This is a genomic window from Escherichia sp. MOD1-EC6475 (genome assembly GCF_003046645.1).
GTDB lineage: Bacteria > Pseudomonadota > Gammaproteobacteria > Enterobacterales > Enterobacteriaceae > Escherichia > Escherichia ruysiae.
Window position 1 is genome coordinate 52098 of record NZ_PZKQ01000028.1, and the last position, 21385, is coordinate 73482.

Annotated in this window: 19 protein-coding genes; 6 read left to right on the forward strand and 13 right to left on the reverse strand. The window is 51.9% G+C overall.

The features are described from left to right. Positions 1-2: 2 nt before the first annotated feature. Positions 3-2084, forward strand: a complete 2082-nt coding sequence (malQ, locus tag A7589_RS10115; protein WP_105282535.1) for a 4-alpha-glucanotransferase — start codon at positions 3-5, stop codon at positions 2082-2084. A 52-nt stretch (positions 2085-2136) separates the two neighbouring features. Then, complete coding sequence (locus A7589_RS10120; protein WP_000367402.1) at positions 2137-2490, forward strand: hypothetical protein; 354 nt, start codon at positions 2137-2139, stop codon at positions 2488-2490. A 75-nt stretch (positions 2491-2565) separates the two neighbouring features. Here A7589_RS10120 and gntT read toward each other — a convergent pair whose 3' ends face one another. The 3 genes from gntT to gntX form a co-directional block, all read right to left on the reverse strand. Further along, the gene (gene gntT, locus A7589_RS10125; RefSeq protein ID WP_001131743.1) at positions 2566-3882 is read right to left on the reverse strand and encodes a gluconate transporter; all 1317 of its coding nucleotides are present in this window, start codon (positions 3880-3882) and stop codon (positions 2566-2568) included. A 343-nt stretch (positions 3883-4225) separates the two neighbouring features. After that, the gene (gene nfuA / locus A7589_RS10130; protein ID WP_000619389.1) at positions 4226-4801 is read right to left on the reverse strand and encodes a Fe-S biogenesis protein NfuA; all 576 of its coding nucleotides are present in this window, start codon (positions 4799-4801) and stop codon (positions 4226-4228) included. Positions 4802-4859: 58 nt separating this feature from the next. Then, positions 4860-5543 carry a DNA utilization protein GntX gene (gntX, locus tag A7589_RS10135; protein WP_010352788.1) on the reverse strand — a complete coding sequence of 228 codons (684 nt, stop codon included), beginning with the start codon at positions 5541-5543 and terminating at the stop codon, positions 4860-4862. Positions 5544-5580: 37 nt separating this feature from the next. Here gntX and bioH point away from each other — a divergent pair, with 37 nt between their 5' ends. Then, on the forward strand, positions 5581-6351 hold the full coding sequence (gene bioH / locus A7589_RS10140) for a pimeloyl-ACP methyl ester esterase BioH (protein ID WP_001060106.1): 771 nt from the start codon (positions 5581-5583) through the stop codon (positions 6349-6351). A 28-nt stretch (positions 6352-6379) separates the two neighbouring features. On the opposite strand, the gene A7589_RS22945 is transcribed toward bioH, so the two are convergent. The 7 genes from A7589_RS22945 to greB all read right to left on the reverse strand — a co-directional run bounded on the left by A7589_RS22945 (position 6380) and on the right by greB (position 13839). Beyond that, complete coding sequence (locus A7589_RS22945) at positions 6380-6553, reverse strand: Rpn/YhgA-type helix-turn-helix domain-containing protein (protein WP_165797960.1); 174 nt, start codon at positions 6551-6553, stop codon at positions 6380-6382. A gap of 17 nt (positions 6554-6570) precedes the next feature. Further along, positions 6571-7464: a recombination-promoting nuclease RpnA gene (rpnA, locus tag A7589_RS10145; RefSeq protein WP_000039065.1), complete on the reverse strand. Its 894-nt coding sequence runs from the start codon at positions 7462-7464 to the stop codon at positions 6571-6573. Positions 7465-7667: 203 nt separating this feature from the next. Next, a complete protein-coding gene (gene feoC / locus A7589_RS10150; RefSeq protein WP_000157593.1) occupies positions 7668-7904 on the reverse strand; it encodes a [Fe-S]-dependent transcriptional repressor FeoC in 237 nt (78 codons plus the stop codon). Positions 7905-7914: 10 nt separating this feature from the next. After that, a complete protein-coding gene (feoB, locus tag A7589_RS10155; protein WP_021550078.1) occupies positions 7915-10236 on the reverse strand; it encodes a Fe(2+) transporter permease subunit FeoB in 2322 nt (773 codons plus the stop codon). Positions 10237-10252: 16 nt separating this feature from the next. After that, complete coding sequence (gene feoA, locus A7589_RS10160; protein WP_001200455.1) at positions 10253-10480, reverse strand: ferrous iron transporter A; 228 nt, start codon at positions 10478-10480, stop codon at positions 10253-10255. A 464-nt stretch (positions 10481-10944) separates the two neighbouring features. Continuing rightward, complete coding sequence (locus A7589_RS10170) at positions 10945-13266, reverse strand: Tex family protein (protein WP_105282537.1); 2322 nt, start codon at positions 13264-13266, stop codon at positions 10945-10947. A 96-nt stretch (positions 13267-13362) separates the two neighbouring features. After that, entirely contained in the window at positions 13363-13839 is a 477-nt protein-coding gene (gene greB / locus A7589_RS10175) for a transcription elongation factor GreB (RefSeq protein ID WP_000856744.1), read from the reverse strand. 227 nt (positions 13840-14066) lie between these two features. Here greB and ompR point away from each other — a divergent pair, with 227 nt between their 5' ends. Both ompR and envZ read left to right on the forward strand, forming a co-directional pair. Continuing rightward, entirely contained in the window at positions 14067-14786 is a 720-nt protein-coding gene (ompR, locus tag A7589_RS10185) for an osmolarity response regulator transcription factor OmpR (protein ID WP_001157751.1), read from the forward strand. Beyond that, positions 14783-16135 carry a two-component system sensor histidine kinase EnvZ gene (gene envZ / locus A7589_RS10190; RefSeq protein WP_001253710.1) on the forward strand — a complete coding sequence of 451 codons (1353 nt, stop codon included), beginning with the start codon at positions 14783-14785 and terminating at the stop codon, positions 16133-16135. Before ompR ends, envZ begins: the two co-directional genes overlap by 4 nt. Before the next feature lie 76 nt (positions 16136-16211). Here envZ and pckA read toward each other — a convergent pair whose 3' ends face one another. Continuing rightward, positions 16212-17834, reverse strand: coding sequence for a phosphoenolpyruvate carboxykinase (ATP) (gene pckA, locus A7589_RS10195; RefSeq protein ID WP_001309803.1), 1623 nt, complete (start codon positions 17832-17834; stop codon positions 16212-16214). A gap of 376 nt (positions 17835-18210) precedes the next feature. Here pckA and A7589_RS10205 point away from each other — a divergent pair, with 376 nt between their 5' ends. Further along, positions 18211-19932, forward strand: a complete 1722-nt coding sequence (locus A7589_RS10205) for a DUF4153 domain-containing protein (protein ID WP_105282538.1) — start codon at positions 18211-18213, stop codon at positions 19930-19932. Positions 19933-20075: 143 nt separating this feature from the next. Here A7589_RS10205 and hslO read toward each other — a convergent pair whose 3' ends face one another. After that, positions 20076-20954, reverse strand: coding sequence for an Hsp33 family molecular chaperone HslO (gene hslO, locus A7589_RS10210; RefSeq protein ID WP_001135574.1), 879 nt, complete (start codon positions 20952-20954; stop codon positions 20076-20078). A gap of 24 nt (positions 20955-20978) precedes the next feature. Further along, complete coding sequence (gene hslR, locus A7589_RS10215) at positions 20979-21380, reverse strand: ribosome-associated heat shock protein Hsp15 (protein ID WP_000660492.1); 402 nt, start codon at positions 21378-21380, stop codon at positions 20979-20981. Between the last annotated feature and the right edge of the window lie 5 nt (positions 21381-21385).

Here is a 21385-nt window from a genome sequence, read left to right on the forward strand (position 1 = left end):
CGATGGAAAGCAAACGTCTGGATAATGCCGCGCTGGCGGCGGGGATCAGCCCCAATTACATCAATGCCCACGGTAAACCGCAGTCGATTAGCGCCGAAACCAAACGGCGTTTGCTTGACGCGATGCATCAACGTACCGCCACGAAAGTGGCGGTAACGCCAGTCCCGAATGTCATGGTTTATACCAGCGGCAAAAAAATGCCGATGGTGGTGGAGGGCAGCGGCGAATATAGCTGGCTGCTGACCACCGAAGAAGGTACTCAGTACAAAGGGCACGTGAGCGGTGGTAAAGCGTTCAATCTACCGACGAAGCTGCCGGAAGGTTATCACACGCTGACGCTTACCCAGGACGAACAGCGCGTGCATTGCCGGGTGATTGTCGCCCCGAAACGTTGTTACGAACCGCAGGCGTTGCTGAATAAACAAAAGCTGTGGGGGGCCTGCGTTCAGCTTTATACGCTGCGCTCGGAAAAAAACTGGGGCATTGGTGATTTTGGCGATCTCAAAGCGATGCTGGTGGATGTGGCAAAACGTGGCGGGTCGTTCATCGGTTTGAACCCGATTCATGCGCTCTATCCGGCAAACCCGGAAAGCGCCAGCCCGTATAGCCCGTCTTCTCGCCGCTGGCTGAATGTGGTTTATATCGACGTTAACGCCGTCGAAGATTTCCATCTTAGCGAAGAGGCACAGGTCTGGTGGCAGATGCCGACCACACAACAGACGCTGCAACAGGCGCGGGATGCCGACTGGGTCGATTACTCCACGGTTACCGCCCTAAAAATGACAGCATTGCGGATGGCGTGGAAAGGTTTCGCGCAACGTGATGATGAACAGATGGCAGCGTTTCGCCAGTTTGTTGCAGAGCAGGGCGATAGCTTGTTCTGGCAGGCAGCGTTTGACGCGCTACATGCACAACAAGTGAAAGAGGACGAAATGCGCTGGGGTTGGCCAGCATGGCCGCAGGCGTACCAGAATGTGGATTCACCAGAAGTGCGTCAGTTCTGCGAAGAACATCGTGATGACGTCGATTTTTATCTCTGGTTGCAGTGGCTGGCTTACAGCCAGTTTGCCGCCTGCTGGGAAATCTGCCAGGGCTATGATATGCCGGTTGGGCTGTATCGTGACCTGGCCGTTGGCGTGGCGGAAGGCGGCGCAGAAACCTGGTGCGATCGCGAACTGTATTGTCTGAAGGCGTCGGTTGGTGCGCCACCGGATATCCTCGGCCCGTTGGGGCAAAACTGGGGATTGCCGCCGATGGACCCGCATATTATCACCGCGCGCGCCTATGAACCGTTTATCGAGCTGCTGCGCGCCAATATGCAAAACTGCGGTGCGCTGCGAATTGACCATGTGATGTCGATGCTGCGTTTGTGGTGGATACCGTATGGCGAAACGGCGGATCAGGGGGCGTATGTTCACTATCCGGTGGATGATCTGCTCTCGATCCTGGCACTGGAAAGTAAACGCCATCGCTGCATGGTGATTGGCGAAGATCTTGGCACGGTGCCAGTAGAGATTGTCGGTAAGCTGCGCAGTAGTGGGGTTTACTCCTACAAAGTGCTCTATTTCGAAAGCGATCACGAGAAGACGTTCCGCGCACCAAAAGCGTATCCGGAGCAGTCGATGGCGGTCGCGGCAACACACGATCTGCCTACGCTGCGTGGTTACTGGGAGAGCGGGGATTTAACGCTGGGCAAAACGCTGGGGCTGTACCCGGATGAAGTGGTGCTGCGCGGTTTGTATCAGGATCGCGAACTGGCGAAGCAAGGGCTGCTGGATGCGCTGCATAAATATGGCTGTCTGCCAAAACGTGCCGGGCATAAGGCATCACTGATGTCGATGACGCCGACGCTGAATCGTGGCTTACAGCGTTACATCGCCGACAGCAACAGTGCCCTGTTAGGGCTACAGCCGGAAGACTGGCTGGATATGGCGGACCCGGTGAATATCCCCGGCACCAGTTACCAGTATAAAAACTGGCGACGTAAGCTTTCTGCAACGCTTGAGTCGATGTTTGCTGATGATGAGGTGAACAAGTTGATTAAGGATCTGGACAGGCGGCGCAGAGCGGCAGCGAAGAAATAATTTAGGAAGTGCCTGGTACACGTTACCAGGCTTTTTTTCAAGGAAAAATGATATGGACATGTTAGTCAAGGCAGACCTTGAAGATAAGATAAAAGAAAAATATACGATTGGTGACTATGAATTTGATGAAGTAAATAAATGCTTTTGGGGTGATACAGAAATCGAATTGTATCTCTATGAAGTAGATACAGATATCTGGCGAAGCTGCGATGTATGGTACTTTGATGGCTATGAAAATGGATTATCCGATCATGAGACTGAAGACCTTGTTTTCTTTGGTGATAAGGCTTCTGTAAAGAGTAAAGCCATTAAAAAATTTAATGAAAATCCCCCGGAGTTTATGGGATACAAGATATTTTATAGAAATATAGCCATTGTCTTCGAAACGCGAAGGCATCTGTTATAAGCGGCACAGAGCGGCAGCGAAGAAGAAGTAGAGTGCGGTTGATGCCGGATGCGATGCATCCGGCCATCAGTATTATCAAATCACCATATTCAGCAGCAGACAGCCTACCAGACCGCACACTGAGATAATGGTTTCCAGCATCGACCAGGATTTGATGGTCTCGCCGATAGTCAGGTTAAAGTACTCTTTGAACAGCCAGAAGCCCGGATCGTTCACGTGAGAGAAAATCACACTACCGGAACCAACCGCAATAACCATCAGCTCCGGGCTAACACCTGTCGTTGCAATCAGCGGCGCAGCGATACCACCCGCAGTGATTGCCGCAACGGTTGCAGAACCCAGCGCGATACGCAGCACAGCGGCAATAGACCACGCCATCAGCAGCGGAGAAATATTGGTTTCGTGCATCATGGAAGCAATGTATTTGTCCACGCCGCTGTCTACCAGCACCTGCTTGAACGCACCGCCACCACCGATGATTAGCAGCATCATCGCGATGATTTTGATGGAAGAAACCAGCGTGTCGTTAATCTGATCCATCGAACGGCCACGGTTCAGACCAAAGGTGAACATCGCAATCAGCACGGCAATCAATGTCGCCATCACCGGGTCACCGAGGAACTCTGCTACCGGCAGGAAAGCGTGACCTTTCGGCAGGATCATTTCAGCGATGGCACGCATCGCCATCAGTACAACCGGCACCAGAGAAGTCCAGACGCTGACGCCAAAGCTCGGCATCTCTTCTTCGCTAAAGGTTTTCGCACTGTACAGACCTTCCGGGATCGGCTTATCAATGCCTTTCAGCACGCGAGCGTAAACCGGACCCGCGAGAATCACGGTCGGGATCGCCAGAATAGTACCGTACAGCAGGGTTTTACCCATATCGGCATTGAAAATGGTGGCAATCGCAGTCGGGCCCGGATGCGGCGGCAGGAAGCCGTGGGTCACAGACAGTGCAGCCGCCATTGGTACACCAACATACAGCAGCGGGATATTGGCAGCAGCAGCGATGGTGAATACCAGCGGCAGCATCAGCACGAAGCCTACTTCATAGAACAGGGCAAAACCGACGGTAAAACCGGTCAATACCACTGCCCACTGGATGTGTTTTTTACCAAATTTGGCAATCAGCGTGGTGGCGATACGTTGCGCGCCGCCACAGTCTGCCAGCATTTTGCCCAGCATTGCGCCAAACCCCATGATCAGGGCAAGGCTACCGAGCGTCCCGCCGACACCGGCTTTGATAGAGCCAATAACTTTATCCAGCGGCATCCCTTGCATTAATCCAACAGCAAGCGCCACCAGGACGAGAGCGATGAAGCCGTTCATTTTGAAGCGGATCATCAGGAGTAATAACAAGATAACACCGATAGCAACAATGACTAATGGCATGATTTACCTGGCCTTTAATTTGTTATGGGTAACGTCAGGTTTCTGACGACAAATCCTGGTTGTCCCAACTGGGAACAGAGATATAACGGCACCACGGCTGATGACCCCTAAAACGTATTAGTGTAGTCAGATGTTATGAGTGTGTTTGGTGCCCATGAGAATGATACGGGTAACATAATGCGCTTGAGAATCACCAGAGCGGGGTAAATTTAAATTATGAGAGGTTGGTCATATTATCGTGGGGAAACGAAGGGGGACGGAGTAAAGCAGCGCCATAAGAACAACGAAAGCCCGATAAGACGCTTTAGCGTCGCATCGGGCAATCTACAAAAGAGGGGATAACTTAGTAGTAAGAGTGTTCGCCGCGCTGATGTTCGGTGAGATCGCGCACACCTTTCAGCTCCGGGAATTCGTTCAGCAGCTGCTTTTCGATCCCTTCTTTCAGCGTTACGTCGACCATGGAACAGCCGTTACAGCCGCCACCAAATTGCAGAATGGCGTAACCGTCTTCGGTGATTTCCATCAGCGAAACGCGACCACCGTGACCGGCAAGTTGCGGGTTAATCTGCGATTGCAGCATATACTCGACGCGCTCCATTAGCGGCGCATCGTCAGCCACTTTACGCATTTTGGCGTTCGGTGCTTTCAGCGTTAGCTGGGAACCCAACTGGTCGGTAACAAAGTCGATCTCTGCATCTTCCAGGTATGGTGCGCTTAACTCATCAACATACGCGGTCAGCAGGTCAAATTTCAGGGCGGTGTCGGTGGCTTCCACAGCGTCCGGCGGACAATAAGAAACGCCGCATTCAGCGTTAGGTGTGCCAGGGTTAATCACAAATACGCGGATTTGTGTCCCTTCTTCCTGGTTTGCCAGCAGTTTGGCAAAGTGCGCTTGTGCAGCATCGGAAATACGGATCATAGTAATGGCCTAATAGTTGACTATTTTAGTTGGTTATAATACGCCCATCATCGAGGCTCTACAAGGTTCGACAAAGGCACCAGACCTGGACAGTCGCCGCACCATTGCGTAAAAGCAACTGCGCAATCTCTGCGACGGTACTTCCGGTGGTAACGACATCATCCACAATCACCATATGGAGACCTTGCACGGGCAATTCAAGGCGAAAGGCATTTTTCAGGTTGCGCTTGCGCAGACGGGCGTTGAGAAAATGCTGGGTTGCAGTGGCTCTTGTTCGTGTGACGGCTTCGCTATCCCATTGGCAGTGCAACCAGCGTGATAACGGCTGACACAGCAAATCGCTCTGATTAAATCCCCGACGCCAGTGGCGATGCCGCCATAGCGGGACACTGACGATACGATCCGGCAGATGTAATTCGCTGGTGCGACGGGCGTGTAAGACTTCCAATAGTAACAAACGTGCTAGCGCACTGGCGATTTCACTGCGCCGGGAAAACTTAAGCTGGTGGATGAGCGGACTTAAGGGCGGCGCATAGTTGGCAACAGTGAGCAGTCTTTGCCACGGCGGCGGTTTTTGCAGACAGCGACCACAGGGAAGATGTGAGTGTGTAGAGGGTAATCCACATTGCGGGCATAGCATTTTATCTGTACGTGCGGCGCGGGAGCAGACCGAACAAATCCCCCAATGACCTAGCGCCAGCGGCATTCGGCATAGCCAGCATAATCCCGGTACTGTTAGCATATGTTCATCCTTGTAAGTGAAAAGAGAACAATAGCGGATGAATAACATCTGGTGGCAGACCCAAGGTCAGGGGAATGTTCATCTTGTGCTGCTGCACGGATGGGGACTGAATGCCGAAGTGTGGCGTTGCATTGACGAGGAACTTAGCTCGCATTTTACGTTACATCTTGTTGATCTGCCTGGCTTCGGACGCAGTCAGGGATTTGGTGCGATGTCGCTTGCTGACATGGCTGATGTCGTGCTGCAACAGGCACCGGATAAAGCCATTTGGTTAGGCTGGAGCCTGGGCGGGCTGGTGGCAAGTCAGATTGCATTAGCCTATCCCGAGCGTGTTCAGGCGCTGGTCACCGTGGCGTCGTCACCTTGTTTTAGTGCCCGCGATGGGTGGCCGGGGATAAAACCGGACGTGCTGGCGGGTTTCCAGCAGCAGCTAAGTGAAGATTTTCAGCGTACGGTGGAGCGGTTCCTGGCGTTGCAAACCATGGGGACAGAAACTGCGCGCCAGGATGCGCGGGCGCTGAAGAAAACCGTTCTGGCATTACCGATGCCGGAGGTTGAGGTGCTCAATGGTGGGCTGGAAATCCTGAAAACGGTCGATCTTCGTCAGCCGCTGCAAAACGTACCAATGCCGTTTTTGCGATTGTATGGTTATCTCGACGGTCTGGTGCCGCGCAAAGTAGTGCCGATGCTGGATGAACTCTGGCCGCACAGCGAATCATATATCTTCGCCAAAGCGGCCCATGCGCCGTTTATTTCACATCCAGACGAGTTTTGTCAGCAGCTGGTAGCGTTGAAGCAGAGGGTGTAGGTGGCTTTTGAAATGGCGAGACAGAACTTTACTGGCTCGCCGCAGCCAACTTTTCTTCTGACACCCCGGTAAAGCGCATAATGTCTGCAAGAAGGACTCCGGATTGCAGCATTCTTTTGGCGGTATCCAGGGCTTCCAGGCGTCGACCCAATAAACAACCAATCAGATGACTAATAAGATATTCTCTTTCTGCATCTGTCATTAAAACCATCCTTTACGTTATTGATGATTTATTTCAGCAAGGTCTTCAACCGTCAGGCTGGTAAATCGCAGAACGTCCTCAAGAGAGACTCCGGCATCCAGCATGGTTTTGGCAATATTTAGGGCGTTGGTACGTATACCTTTCTGAAACCCTTCCTGCCGCAATCTTTCCGCAATAGTCATTAAACTCTCCTTGTGTTTCGGTGAACGTTCGGCAACGCCGTCGATAAAATCGTTAAAACGTACCGCATCGCCAGTTTGTAGTATGTAATTAAACAGCCCTTTGATTTGTCTGTCATTAGCGTACCCACTACTTAATAAGCAAGCCATTTGCTCTACCAGCCCCATCAGGTCGCGTTGACGAATATGTTTTTGAATTAACTCCAGCAGCGCCATGCGTCGGTGCTGCATGATTTCATCATCAGGCATGACGGTGACATCAATCAGCGGAAATGCAGAGGCATAAAGCTGCCTTGCCAGTTTGGGATCGGCGAAACAATCCAGCCAACACAGCGAATAGGGATAGGGGCTTTCAATGCCGTGGTAAAACAACAACGGTACGACCATCGGCAACGTTTTGTATCCTGCATCAAGGTGGTTTTGCATTGCGGCAATGGCATAACGCATCATGCGAAATGCGATCAATTTGTTTGAGGTGCTTTGATGTTCAATCAGGCAATAGATGTATCCTGGCCCTTGTTCCGTTTTCACCGACCACAGCACGTCGGAATAGCTTTCACGCAGATCGTCATCGATAAAGCTGCTCGACTCCAGCTTGAGGGTTTTCATATCACAGAGCGCGTGAATGGGGGCCGGTAAATGGAACGCAAGAAAATCGCGTGCCGTGTCCGGTTGGCGTAAAAAGAGTTTGAACAGCGCATCGTGTGGGGTGGAACTCTGTTTTTTGCTCATGGCGTTCCTTCACCTGTTTTTTTGAATGCCGCGACTTTACGCGCCACTCCACGGCTGTGCATCAGCAAGTTTTCATCCCTGCGAGACACTTTCAGAGGAACTTACTCCATGCTGCAAGAGTTGCATTTTTATGGAAAGCCGCACGCAAAAAAGCCCGGTAGCTAATGCATACCGGGCTTTTCAAAACGAACGATGGAACAAGGTTAACGCAACATCCACCACTCACGCAGACAGGCTTTTCCTTCCGGGCAGCTTTTACAACTGCCAGAGAGGCAGCCATCAGGTTCTTCCTGAATCCGTACCGCTTTGCCCATATTTTCCAGCTGTTGCAGCATAGCGTTAATCATCGGCTGCGGGGTGTTCAGCGTCTGGCTGATCTGGGTCGCTTCCATACGACCCCGTAACGCCAGCAAATCACGCACCTGAATGAGCGAAGCCATTGCCGTGTCCTTAGTGGCAATCGCCAGTGGTGCTGGCTGCGCAGCAACTGCTTACCGTTTTGCGGCTTGCCAGTAGTTCGATATCGACCCGACTACGCGCGCGGCGCAGCAGACCGATAACCACGATGTTAAACAGGACAACCGCCAGAATGCACACCAGGCTGTAAGTTGGGTGCTGGCTGTAGCTGGCGACCTGATAGAACAATGTTGCCAGCGAGTAAGCGATATTTAGCCCCCACAGGATGGAGAAGCCCATCCAGCCACGGCTTGATTCACGGGCAATGGCACCCATCACCGAAATACACGGTACATACAGCAGGACGAATATCAGATAGCTGTAAGCTGCCGCCGCGCTACCGAATTTCTCATCCATCACGCCCATTGCCCCAGTACCCATTTCGCCGTCGCCTTTGCTGGCTTCAATTGGGTTCATCAGTACGCTAAGACTGAAGGTGTCTTTCAGGCTCTGCCAGGTTTCATCTACTGCGCTGAACAGCTCTTCACCAAGGTTAAATTCCGCCGGATTGAACTCTTCGTCCTGAATGTTTTCTGCGGTATAGAGAGTGTTGAGCGTACCGACCACCACTTCTTTCGCCATTGCGCCAGTAAACAGTCCAACCGTTGCCTGCCAGTTATCTTCATGCACGCCAATCGGCTTGAAGACTGGAGTGATCACACGGCTGACAGAGGCCAGCGCCGAGTCGTTGATGTTATCGACGATTTTCCCACTCAGCGAGAAGCTGTTGAAGGCGCTCAGGAAAATGCTAACGATGATAATCACTTTACCGGCGCGCAGGACGAAGCCTTTCAAACGCTGCCAGGTCTGGATAATCAGGCTTTTAACGTGTGGTACATGGTAGACCGGCAGCTCCATGACAAACGGCGTCGCTTCACCGCGCATGATGGTGTACTTGAGCATCAGGCCAGTCAGCACCGCCATCACGATACCGATGACATACAGCGAGAACACAGCCAGTGCGCCATTCTGCCCGAAGAACGCGGCAGCAAATACTGCGAAGATTGCCAGACGAGCACCGCAGGACATAAACGGTGCCATCATGATGGTCATCAGGCGTTCACGTGGTGCATCAAGGGTTCGTGCGCCCATTACCGACGGTACGTTACAACCAAAACCGACGATCAACGGCACAAAGGATTTACCCGGCAAGCCTAACGCCTGCATCAGACGATCCATCACAAATGCCGCACGCGCCATATACCCGGAGTCCTCGAGGAAGGAGAGGAACAGGTACATCATGCCGATCTGCGGCACCAGTGGCAGAACGGTGTTAATACCGCCACCCAGGCCCTGGGCGAGGAAGATAGTTAGCCAGTCCGGGAAGTGGAGCGTGTAGCCAATCCACTGAATACCATGCACAAAGAGTGCCACGGAACCGACGTCAAACAGCGGCTGTAGCGCCCCGCCGATGTTGATAGCCAGCAGGAACATCAGATACATCACAAAGAGGAAAATCGGCAGACCGAGGAATCGGTTAAGCACAATTTTATCCACTGCCGTGGTGAAACGGCTGGGTTCTGCCGTCAGAGTATTGCTTACCACATCGCAGATGGCAGCAATACACTGGTAACGTGCATCGGCAATGTGCAGCGCCGGATCGTCCATCTCATTACGCAGACGGGCGAGGGCAGCATCCAGATGCTGCGACGCTTCACCGGCGTAGGCGCGGCTGTAGATATCGCCTTCCAACATTTGCAGACCCAGCCAGCGGCGATGTTTCAGCGGGATGTCCGACGGCATCACTTTCGCCAGTGCATCGGCTTCATTGATTAGCGGCTGCGCGTAATGCACTAGTTCTACATTCTCGTTGGCTTTATAGCGGTCAATCGCCAGTTTCAGAGCTTCAATACCGCGACCACGCGTGGAAACCAGCGGGATCACCGGGCAGCCAAGACGCGCCGACAGCGCATCAATTTCAATGCGAATATTTTGCTTCTCGGCAATGTCGAGCATGTTCAGCGCCACGATGCAGGGAATGCCGAGTTCCAGCAGTTGCAGTGTCAGGTACAGGTTACGCTCAAGGTTAGACGCATCCACCACGTTAATCAGCAGATCGGCGTCGCCACTCAGAATGTAGTGACAAGCGATTTGCTCATCCAGAGAAGTTTGCGATGAGATGGTAGTCAGAGAATAAGTACCAGGCAGGTCAACCAGAGTGACCTGATGATCGGTGGTGGAGAACTGACCCTCTTTACGTTCGACGGTAACGCCAGCCCAGTTCCCTACACGCTGGCGTGCACCGGTGAGCTGGTTAAATAAAGTTGTCTTGCCAGAATTTGGATTACCAATTAAGCCAATGGTTAATTTTTTCATTGTTATTCTCACCGTATTAACAGGAAACCGCTTCCACTTCTAATAAGGCCAGATCTTTTTTGCGTAATACCAGGCTCACACGACGGGTTTCGATATGAATGGGATCGCCGAGTGGAGCGACGCGCACCACATTAAAAGAGGAGCCAGGTAACATGCCAAGAGAAAGCAGTTTTTGGCGATATGCCGGGCTGATTTCACGGGAAAAGCCAGTGATTTTCCACGCAGTATCTGGAGTGTATTGCATAAGGGCCTACTTGTTTCTCATTAACTGGATAACTACCTCATGGGGCGTTTGACAGCGACATGAGACCAGATGATTTGCCAACGAAGGAGAGATTAAATAATCAACAATACAATGATAATGAGAATGGTTTCTATCAGCAATACTTAAAATGTGTGCGAATGTTGGTTTAGATAATAATCTGACTCAATGTTGATGTGGCTCAAGGTTATATCGGAGCAAAAATATAACTCGAATGGCGAATTATTAGGGCTGGTTAATGTTTAATTAAGGTTTTAATTGTTAATGCAGTGATAAATATTAGCAAAAATATATTGTGGATTTAGCTGTGGAATAAAAATGCCGGAGATAATTTCCGGCATTTTTATGTCAGGCAAGGTGCTCGTTATGAGTTGCCAGATGCGGCGTGAACGCCTTGTCTGGCCTACGATTTCGTGCAAATTCGAACCGTAGGCCAACCAGGATGTTTAACGTTTTTTGCCCATTGCCGCTGCCAGCGCATCCATCATCGCGCTATTACCGGCAGGCTGCGCTTCACGACCGCGCGGTTTGGCTGCCGGGCGGTTGTTTTGCGGGCGATCGTTACCGCCGCTGCGACGGGCATTGGTTTCACCTGGCTGCTCATCCAGACGCATGGTCAGGGCGATACGTTTACGCTGAAGATCCACTTCCAGCACTTTCACCTTCACAATGTCACCCGCTTTCACCACGGTGTGCGGATCTTCCACAAACTTGTTCGACAAAGAAGAGATGTGAACCAGGCCATCCTGATGCACGCCGATATCGACAAACGCGCCAAAGTTGGTGACGTTGGTGACAGCACCTTCGAGGATCATACCCGGTTGCAGGTCGTTCATTGTCTCGACGCCATCGGCAAACTGAGCGGTCTTAAATTCTGGACGCGGATCGCGGCCTGGTTTTTCCAGCTCTTTGATGATGTCGGTTACCGTCGGCACACCGAATTTTTCATCGGTAAAGTCAGAGGCTTTCAGGTTACGCAGTTCGCTGCTGTTACCCATCAGATCTTTCAGCGCCTGCTGCGTTGCCGCCAGAATGCGTTCCACCACTGGATAGGCTTCCGGGTGAACGGTAGAAGCATCCAGCGGGTTATCACCGTGGTTAATACGCAGGAAGCCCGCGCACTGCTCAAAGGCTTTTGGCCCCAGTCGGCTCACTTTTAACAGTTGCTGACGGTTCTGGAACTGACCGTTCTCGTCACGCCAGGCAACAATGTTTTGCGCCATCATGCGCGTCAGGCCCGCCACGCGAGTTAACAGCGGAACAGAAGCAGTGTTGAGATCGACGCCAACGGCGTTAACGCAGTCTTCCACCACTGCGTCCAGTTTACGAGCCAGCTGCGTCTGGCTGACGTCATGTTGATACTGACCCACACCGATAGATTTCGGATCGATTTTCACCAGCTCTGCCAGCGGATCCTGCAAACGACGAGCGATAGACACTGCGCCACGCAGCGAAACATCGAGATCCGGGAACTCCTGCGCTGCCAGTTCGGAAGCTGAGTAAACGGATGCGCCTGCTTCGCTGACGATCACTTTCTGCGCAGTCACTTGCGGGAACTGCTTCTGCACGTCGAGATAGAAACGCTCGGTTTCGCGGGAAGCCGTACCGTTACCAATTGCCACCAGCTCAACGTTATGTTTTTCACACAAAGCGGCAACGGTCATCGCCGCTTTTGCGGCTTGTCCGGTGTGCGGATAAATGGTGTCGGTCGCTACCAGTTTGCCGGTTGCATCGACCACCGCAACTTTTACCCCGGTACGCAGACCCGGATCGAGCCCCATCGTCGCACGCAATCCGGCTGGGGCTGCCATCAACAGATCGTGCAGGTTACGGGCAAATACGTTGATTGCTTCATCTTCCGCACGTTCGCGCACGGTGCCCATCAGTTCTGTTTCCAGGTGCATCAGTACCTTGATGCGCCACGTCCAGCTCACCACGCCTTTGCGCCAGCTATCCGCCGGGGCATTGTTCAGGCGCAGATTGAGGTGATCCATAATGATTTGTTCGCAATAACTCTCTTTCGGCGGCTCATCGAACTGTGGATCGGCATTCAGCGAAAGCTGAAGTACGCCTTCGTTACGCCCACGGAACATCGCCAGCGCGCGGTGAGAAGGCACCGTGGACAGCGGTTCGTGATGATCGAAATAGTCGCGGAATTTCGCCCCTTCCTCTTCTTTACCGCTCACCACCGTAGAAACCAAATGCGCGTTCTTCCACAGATAATCACGCACTTTCGCCAGCAGGGCGGCATCTTCGGCAAAACGTTCCATCAGGATATAGCGCGCGCCGTCCAGCGCGGCTTTGGTATCTGCCACGCCTTTATCGGCATCAATATATTGCGCAGCGGCGACTTCCGGCGTATGTGACGGATCGTTCCACAGCAGGTCAGCCAACGGCTCAAGACCTGCTTCAATGGCGATTTGCCCACGGGTACGACGTTTAGGTTTGTAGGGCAGATAGAGGTCTTCGAGTTCGGTTTTGCTTAAGGTGGCGTTGATGGCATTCGCCAGCTCATCGGTGAGTTTACCTTGCTCAGAAATAGACTTGAGGATCGCCTGACGTCTCTCTTCCAGTTCACGCAGGTAGCTCAGACGCGTTTCCAGATTACGCAACTGCGTGTCATCCAGACCGCCGGTGATTTCCTTACGATAACGTGCGATAAACGGCACGGTATTCCCTTCGTCAAGCAGGCGAACGGCGGCTTCAACCTGTTCCGGGCGCGCCTGAATTTCACCCGCAATAATGCGGCAGAACGAATCATTCATCATGGTTTGAGTTCATCTTTTCGGATCAAAAATCAGGGGATAGTTATACGGACTGGCTGGCAAAAATGCCAGCCAAAGGCTGGAGGTTAAGACTCTTCCTTACGGTTTCACGTACTCGATGGCATTAACATACCAGCTCGCTTCCCCGGCAGGCGTATTCACTACTGCCAAATCGCCCACCTCTTTTTTCAGCAATGCGCGAGCCATCGGGGAATCGATAGAGATGTAATCTTTACGACCAAAAATTTCATCATAGCCGACAATTCGAAAACGGTGAGTCACGCCATCGTCGTTTTCAATCTCTACCCATGCGCCAAAGAAGACCTTGCCTTCCTGCTGCGGGGAATAATCGACGATTTTGAGATTTTCCATGCATTTAGTGAGATAGCGCACGCGACGGTCGATTTCACGCAGGCGCTTTTTATTATACTGATAGTCAGCATTTTCACTGCGGTCGCCCAGACTTGCGGCCCAGGTCACCTTTTTTGTGACCTCCGGGCGTTCTTCACGCCAGAGATAATTTAGCTCTTGTTTGAGTTTTTCATACCCTTCCCGGGTAACCAGGGGCGTTTTCATCTCGTTGATTCCCTTTGTCTGTTTGATAATGCGCACATTGGGTATAACGTGATCATATCAACAGAATCAATAATGTTTCGCCGAATAAATTGTATACTTAAGCTGCTGTTTAATATGCTTTGTAACAATTTAGGCTGAAATTCATACCAGATTTTGCTGGTGACGAACGTAAGCTTTTTTAAGAATACACGCTTACAAATTGTTGCGAACCTTTGGGAGTACAAAGAATGCAAGAGAACTACAAGATTCTGGTGGTCGATGACGACATGCGCCTGCGCGCGCTGCTGGAGCGTTATCTCACCGAACAAGGCTTCCAGGTTCGAAGCGTCGCTAATGCAGAACAGATGGATCGCCTGCTGACTCGTGAATCTTTCCATCTTATGGTACTGGATTTGATGTTACCTGGTGAAGATGGCTTGTCGATTTGCCGACGTCTTCGTAGCCAGAGTAACCCGATGCCGATCATTATGGTGACGGCGAAAGGGGAAGAAGTAGACCGTATCGTTGGCCTGGAGATTGGCGCTGACGACTATATTCCAAAACCGTTTAACCCGCGTGAACTGCTGGCTCGTATTCGTGCAGTGTTGCGCCGTCAGGCCAACGAACTGCCAGGCGCGCCGTCACAGGAAGAAGCAGTAATTGCTTTTGGTAAGTTCAAACTTAACCTCGGTACGCGCGAAATGTTCCGTGAAGATGAGCCGATGCCGCTCACCAGCGGTGAATTTGCGGTACTGAAGGCGCTGGTCAGCCATCCGCGTGAGCCACTCTCTCGCGATAAGCTAATGAACCTTGCCCGTGGTCGTGAATATTCCGCAATGGAACGCTCCATCGACGTGCAGATCTCACGTCTGCGCCGCATGGTGGAAGAAGATCCGGCGCATCCGCGTTACATTCAGACCGTCTGGGGTCTGGGCTATGTTTTCGTGCCGGACGGTTCTAAAGCATGAGGCGATTGCGCTTCTCGCCACGAAGTTCATTTGCCCGCACGTTATTGCTCATCGTCACCTTGCTGTTCGTCAGCCTGGTGACGACTTATCTGGTGGTGCTGAACTTCGCGATTTTGCCGAGCCTCCAGCAGTTTAATAAAGTCCTCGCGTACGAAGTGCGTATGTTGATGACTGACAAACTGCAACTGGAGGACGGTACGCAGTTGGTTGTGCCTCCCGCTTTTCGTCGGGAGATCTACCGTGAGCTGGGGATCTCTCTCTACTCCAATGAAGCCGCCGAAGAGGCCGGGCTGCGTTGGGCGCAACACTATGAATTCTTAAGCCATCAGATGGCGCAGCAGCTCGGCGGCCCGACGGAAGTTCGCGTCGAGGTCAACAAAAGCTCGCCTGTCGTCTGGCTGAAAACCTGGCTGTCGCCCAATATTTGGGTGCGTGTGCCACTAACCGAAATTCATCAGGGCGATTTCTCTCCGCTGTTCCGCTATACGCTGGCGATAATGCTGTTAGCGATAGGCGGTGCGTGGCTGTTTATTCGTATTCAGAACCGACCGTTGGTCGATCTCGAACATGCTGCTTTGCAGGTCGGTAAAGGGATTATTCCGCCGCCGCTGCGTGAATATGGCGCTTCGGAGGTGCGTTCGGTTACCCGCGCCTTTAACCACATGGCGGCAGGCGTTAAGCAACTGGCGGATGACCGCACGCTGCTGATGGCAGGGGTAAGCCATGACCTGCGCACGCCGCTGACGCGTATTCGCCTGGCGACGGAGATGATGAGCGAGCAGGATAGCTATCTGGCAGAATCGATCAATAAAGATATCGAAGAGTGCAACGCCATCATTGAGCAGTTTATCGACTACCTGCGCACCGGGCAGGAGATGCCGATGGAGTTGGCGGATCTTAACGCTGTGCTTGGTGAGGTGATTGCCGCCGAAAGTGGCTATGAGCGGGAAATTGATACCGCGCTTGAGCCGGGCAGCATTGAAGTGAAAATGCACCCGCTGTCAATTAAACGCGCGGTGGCGAATATGGTGGTGAACGCCGCCCGCTACGGCAATGGCTGGATCAAAGTCAGCAGCGGCACGGAGCCGAATCGCGCCTGGTTCCAGGTGGAAGATGACGGCCCAGGTATTGAACCGGAGCAGCGTAAGCACTTATTCCAGCCGTTTGTCCGTGGTGACAGCGCGCGCACTATCAGCGGTACTGGCTTAGGGCTGGCGATTGTGCAGCGGATTATCGATAACCATAACGGGATGCTGGAACTTGGCACCAGCGAGCGAGGCGGGCTTTCCATTCGCGCCTGGCTGCCATTGCCGGTAACACGGGCGCAGGGTGCGACAAAAGAAGGGTAAATAAAACGGGAGGCGAAGGTACCTCCCGTTTTGCTTTCTATAAGATACTGGATAGATATTCTCCAGCTTCAAACCATTACAGCTTCGGACCAGCCGCTACCAGCGCGGCACCTGCAGGGGTGTCAGTGTATTTATCGAAGTTGTCGATAAACAGTTTCGCCAGCGTTTCAGCTTTTTCCTGCCACTGTTCCGGAGAGGCGTAAGTGTTACGCGGATCGAGGATCTTCGTGTCAACGCCTGGCAGTTCGGTCGGGATCGCCAGGTTAAACATCGGCAGAGTGAAGGTTTCTGCGTTATCCAGCGAACCATTCAGAATAGCGTCAATAATGGCGCGGGTATCTTTAATCGAGATACGTTTGCCAGTGCCGTTCCAGCCGGTGTTAACCAGATACGCCTGCGCGCCCGCCGCCTGCATACGTTTCACCAGCACTTCTGCGTACTGCGTCGGGTGCAGCGACAGGAACGCCGCGCCGAAGCAGGCAGAGAAGGTTGGCGTCGGTTCGGTGATGCCACGCTCAGTACCGGCCAGTTTGGCGGTGAAGCCAGAGAGGAAGTGGTACTGGGTTTGATCGGCAGTCAGACGAGATACCGGTGGCAATACGCCGAAAGCATCTGCGGTCAGGAAGATAACTTTAGTTGCGTGGCCTGCTTTGGAGACCGGCTTAACGATGTTTTCGATGTGATAGATCGGATAAGAAACGCGAGTGTTCTCGGTTTTTGAACCATCATCAAAGTCGATAGTACCATCTTCACGCACGGTGACGTTTTCCAGCAGCGCATCGCGACGGATGGCGTTGTAGATTTCGGGTTCCGCTTCTTTTGACAGCTTGATGGTTTTCGCGTAGCAGCCGCCTTCGAAGTTAAACACGCCGTCATCATCCCAGCCGTGCTCGTCATCGCCAATCAGGCGACGTTTCGGGTCGGTGGAAAGGGTGGTTTTACCCGTGCCGGAAAGGCCGAAGAACACCGCAACATCACCTTTCTCGCCAACGTTGGCGGAGCAGTGCATGGAGGCAATGCCTTTCAGCGGCAGCAGGTAGTTCATCATCGAGAACATCCCTTTCTTCATTTCGCCGCCGTACCAGGTGCCGCCAATCAACTGCATACGTTCAGTCAGGTTAAACGCGACGAAGTTTTCAGAGTTCAGGCCCTGTTCTTTCCACTGCGGGTTGGTGCACTTCGCGCCGTTCATGACGATAAAGTCTGGTTTGAAACCTGCCAGCTCTTCATCGCTTGGGCGAATAAACATGTTTTTGACGAAATGCGCCTGCCAGGCCACTTCGGTGATGAACCGGACGGAAAGACGTGTGTCTGGGTTAGCACCACAGAAAGCGTCAACGACAAACAGACGTTTGCCGGAAAGCTGTTTGGTCACCAGGCCTTTCAGATGCTGCCAGGTTTCAGGGGAGAGAGGTTTGTTGTCGTTCTTACCTTTGCCTTTGTCTGCCCACCAGAAGGTATCGCGAGTGGTATCGTCACGGACGATATACTTATCTTTTGGTGAACGACCGGTGAAGATTCCGGTATCGACGGCAACGGCGCCCAGATTAGTTAACACCCCGCGCTCATAACCGGTCAGGCTCGGATCGAGCTCTTCCTGATACAGCAGGTCGTAGCTTGGGTTGTAAACGATATCATGTACGTCACTGATACCATAAGCCTCGAGTTCTTGCGGGGTCAAACCATTGTTAACGCGCATTTCACTGCTCCTTAGCCAATATGTATTGCCTGAATAGTAAAGTCTTTTTGGGGGTGTTAACCGCGACAAGGCTCATAGATTTACGTATCTGGAGAAATTCATATTTGACAAAACTCCGTGATTCCTGTCACGAAACGGTTGGTATTATCGCAGAAATAGCATTTTAGGTGTGGAAAATGTTCCTAAAAGGTTAAAACTTAGTTTATATGGCGAGAATGTTGTGAGTGTAATCGCATTCCTGAGTGAAATTGATGCAAATTCAATGAGTAAAGTATCGATTCACCACGCTAACTTTTTTTGATTACTTTCTGAAAAAAGCAAATTAGTCCTGCCTGGATGCGATAATTACCTCTCCTTTTGATTCTGGATAACCAACATGGAAAACGTTGAGCTTTCACCCGCGACACGCAGGGGAATGGTTGCTACCGGATTACTCCAGGGATTAGTTTGTTACCTGCTGATCTCCTGGCTTGCCAGTAAAAATAACAGTTGGATAGTTTATGGTGTACCTGCGACCGTGGCGCTTTCATCCGTTTTGTTATTTTCTGTAGTGTCCTTCAAACAGAAGCGACTTTGGGGATGGCTGGCGATAGTGTTGATTGCCACTCTCGGGATGAGCGGCTGGCTGAAGTGGCAAATTGATGGCATGAGTCCCTGGAGAGCGGAAAAGGCGCTTTGGGATTTTGGGTGTTATCTGCTGCTGATGGGAATGATGTTGCTGCCGTGGATACAACAGAGTCTGCGTGAGCGTAATGACAATACCCGCTATAGCTATTTTTACCAGTCGGTATGGCATAACGTACTTATATTATTGGTGATTTTTATCGCCAATGGCCTGACGTGGCTGGTGCTTTTACTGTGGAGTGAGTTATTTAAACTCGTTGGCATCACGTTTTTTAAAACGCTCTTTTTTACAACCGACTGGTTTATTTATCTTACGTCAGGTCTGGTTACCGCACTGGCGGTGATCCTCGCGCGGACACAGTCACGTTTAATCGACTCCATTCAAAAGTTGTTCACGTTAATCGCCACGGGGGTGTTGCCGTTAGTATCATTGCTAACCCTGATGTTTATTATCACCCTGCCGTTTACGGGCCTGAGCGCGATTTCTCGCCACATCTCCGCTGCCGGGTTGCTTTTGACGCTGGCCTTTTTGCAATTGCTCTTAATGACCATTGTCCGCGATCCGCAAAAAGCGTCACTTCCCTGGACTGGCCCGTTGCGTTGCCTGATTAAAACCGCTCTGCTGGTCGCCCCATTGTATGTGTTAGTCGCCGCCTGGGCGTTATGGCTGCGGGTCGCTCAGTACGGCTGGACTACGGAACGCTTGCATGGTGTGTTGGTTGTGGTGGTGTTACTGGTTTGGTCGCTGGGATATTTTGTCAGTATTGTCTGGCGTAAAGGGCAAAATCCCCTTGTTTTTCAGAGCAAAGTGAACCTTACGGTTTCGTTATTGGTGCTGGCGATACTGGTGCTTCTTAATTCGCCGGTGCTGGACAGTATGCGTATTAGCGTGCACAGTCATATGGCGCGTTATCAGAGCGGCAAAAACACGCCAGACCAGGTAAGTATCTACATGCTCGAGCAGAGCGGTCGTTATGGACGTGCGGCGCTTGAGTCACTGAAAAGCGATGCCGGGTATATGAAAGACCCGAAACGCGCATGGAATCTGCTAATGGCGTTTGATGGGGAGCAACATCTTCAGCAGGTATCGGAAAAAGCATTAGCCGATAATGTGTTAATTGCTCCAGGTTCAGGTAAACCGGATGCGACATTCTGGTCGGCCTTAATCAAAGAACGCTATAACGTGATGACCTGTATTGAAAAAGACGCCTGCGTACTGGTCGAGCAAGATCTGAATAGTGATGGCAGGGCAGAGAGGATCCTTTTCGCTTTTAATGATGAAAGATATGTTGTTTATGGCTTTGATCCTGACAAGAAAGAATGGCAAGAGCTTGCGATGAGTGTACTTCCGCGTGAAATAACGAAAGAGAAATTACTCACTGCCGCGAAGGAAGGAAAACTGGGGACGAAGCCTAAAACGTGGCGCAATCTTACGGTGGATGGTGAAACGCTGGATTTGAATCTGAATGAATGACAACGCGTATCTGATTTTTGCCGGATGCGGCGCTTTAGCTGACCTACAATAACTTGCGATTTATACCGTCGGCCTGATAAGCGCAACGCATCAGGCAATTGCGTCATGAAATCCGGCAGAGTTATCTCCGCCGGAAAAACTAATTAATGCACCTGCGGATCTGCCGGAGACGCGTTGTTGCGGATCTCGGCAATATCCATCGCATTGAACAGATAGTGGTTACCGCAGTAATCACAATGCATGTCAATTTCGCCATCTTCCGCCAGGATGCTATCCACTTCTTCATCCGGCAGCGTTTTCAGCGCATCGGCGCAACGTTCACGCGAGCAGGTGCATTTGAACTCAACATCCTGCGGATCGTAAACCGTCACCTCTTCTTCGTGATACAAACGCCACAACACTTCGTTTGCCGGTAAGGTCAGCAGTTCTTCGGTTTTGATGGTTTCGGTTAGCGTCGCCAGATGGTCGAAGTCGTCCTGCTGGGCATTTTGCGCAGGCATTACCTGCAACAACATACCGCCCGCAGCCGGTTTGCCATCTACGTCGCCGGTGCGAATAAACAGGCGCGTCGGCAGCTGTTCAGAACGCATAAAGTAATCTTCCAGGCAGGCCGCCAGGGTATCACCTTCCAGACCAACCACGCCCTGATAGCGTTCACCTTCGCTTGGGGTAATTGTGATCACCACGTAACCATTGCCAACCAGCGTTTTCAGGTCAGCATTTTCCGGAATTTCGCCCTGTACGCGCGCCACGCCACGCATCTGCTGGTTGTTGTTACCGTTAATAACCGCCAGATTCATCGGGCCGTCGCCTTGCAGCTGTACGGTGATATCACCATCAAATTTCAGCGTAGCGGTTAACAGGCTGGTCGCAACCAGCAGTTCTGCCAGCACGTTTTTAACGGGCTGCGGGTAATCGTGATTCTCAAGGATCTGTTGCAGGGTTTCCGAAACGGTTACCAGTTCGCCGCGAACGGCAAAGTTTTCAAACAGATAGCGATGTAATTGGTCATGTTGCGGCATAATCATCTCTCTTGCAGGTGACAGTTATTCACTGTCGCCGTGTTTAAATCGTAACAGGTCGCGGCGCTCTTTTTTGTCCGGGCGTCGGTCCGGGTGCGGCATGGTTAAGGCATTAAGTTTACGTGCCAGCGCCATTTTTTCGCGTTTCTCTACACTTTCCACAGTCTCTTCATACAGCAAGGCTGCCTCGCTGGCGGGGCGACGCTGTTCAGTAATCGCCTTCACGATTACCGTTCGCTCGTCATTTCCCTGGCGCAGAGTGAGCGTGGCATTCAGTTCGACGACTTTACTCGGCTTGCTGCGCTGCCCGTTGTAATGCACCTTACCGCCTTCGATCATTTCACGAGCCAGCGCGCGGGTTTTGTAAAAACGGGCGGCCCATAGCCATTTATCCAGTCGAACCTCAACAGCAGGTTTTTCTTTCATGGCGT

Bases quoted from the DNA above. Each gene is read 5' to 3' on its own strand.
- A7589_RS10205 (WP_105282538.1), top strand. From the start codon at position 18,211: ATGGAAAACGTTGAGCTTTCACCCGCGACACGCAGGGGAATGGTTGCT.
- A7589_RS10170 (WP_105282537.1), bottom strand. From the start codon at position 13,266: ATGATGAATGATTCGTTCTGCCGCATTATTGCGGGTGAAATTCAGGCG.
- pckA (WP_001309803.1), bottom strand. From the start codon at position 17,834: ATGCGCGTTAACAATGGTTTGACCCCGCAAGAACTCGAGGCTTATGGT.
- ompR (WP_001157751.1), top strand. From the start codon at position 14,067: ATGCAAGAGAACTACAAGATTCTGGTGGTCGATGACGACATGCGCCTG.
- bioH (WP_001060106.1), top strand. From the start codon at position 5,581: ATGAATAACATCTGGTGGCAGACCCAAGGTCAGGGGAATGTTCATCTT.
- hslO (WP_001135574.1), bottom strand. From the start codon at position 20,954: ATGCCGCAACATGACCAATTACATCGCTATCTGTTTGAAAACTTTGCC.
- A7589_RS22945 (WP_165797960.1), bottom strand. From the start codon at position 6,553: ATGACAGATGCAGAAAGAGAATATCTTATTAGTCATCTGATTGGTTGT.
- feoC (WP_000157593.1), bottom strand. From the start codon at position 7,904: ATGGCTTCGCTCATTCAGGTGCGTGATTTGCTGGCGTTACGGGGTCGT.
- feoB (WP_021550078.1), bottom strand. From the start codon at position 10,236: ATGAAAAAATTAACCATTGGCTTAATTGGTAATCCAAATTCTGGCAAG.
- envZ (WP_001253710.1), top strand. From the start codon at position 14,783: ATGAGGCGATTGCGCTTCTCGCCACGAAGTTCATTTGCCCGCACGTTA.
- hslR (WP_000660492.1), bottom strand. From the start codon at position 21,380: ATGAAAGAAAAACCTGCTGTTGAGGTTCGACTGGATAAATGGCTATGG.
- greB (WP_000856744.1), bottom strand. From the start codon at position 13,839: ATGAAAACGCCCCTGGTTACCCGGGAAGGGTATGAAAAACTCAAACAA.
- feoA (WP_001200455.1), bottom strand. From the start codon at position 10,480: ATGCAATACACTCCAGATACTGCGTGGAAAATCACTGGCTTTTCCCGT.
- A7589_RS10120 (WP_000367402.1), top strand. From the start codon at position 2,137: ATGGACATGTTAGTCAAGGCAGACCTTGAAGATAAGATAAAAGAAAAA.
- nfuA (WP_000619389.1), bottom strand. From the start codon at position 4,801: ATGATCCGTATTTCCGATGCTGCACAAGCGCACTTTGCCAAACTGCTG.
- gntX (WP_010352788.1), bottom strand. From the start codon at position 5,543: ATGCTAACAGTACCGGGATTATGCTGGCTATGCCGAATGCCGCTGGCG.
- gntT (WP_001131743.1), bottom strand. From the start codon at position 3,882: ATGCCATTAGTCATTGTTGCTATCGGTGTTATCTTGTTATTACTCCTG.
- malQ (WP_105282535.1), top strand. From the start codon at position 3: ATGGAAAGCAAACGTCTGGATAATGCCGCGCTGGCGGCGGGGATCAGC.
- rpnA (WP_000039065.1), bottom strand. From the start codon at position 7,464: ATGAGCAAAAAACAGAGTTCCACCCCACACGATGCGCTGTTCAAACTC.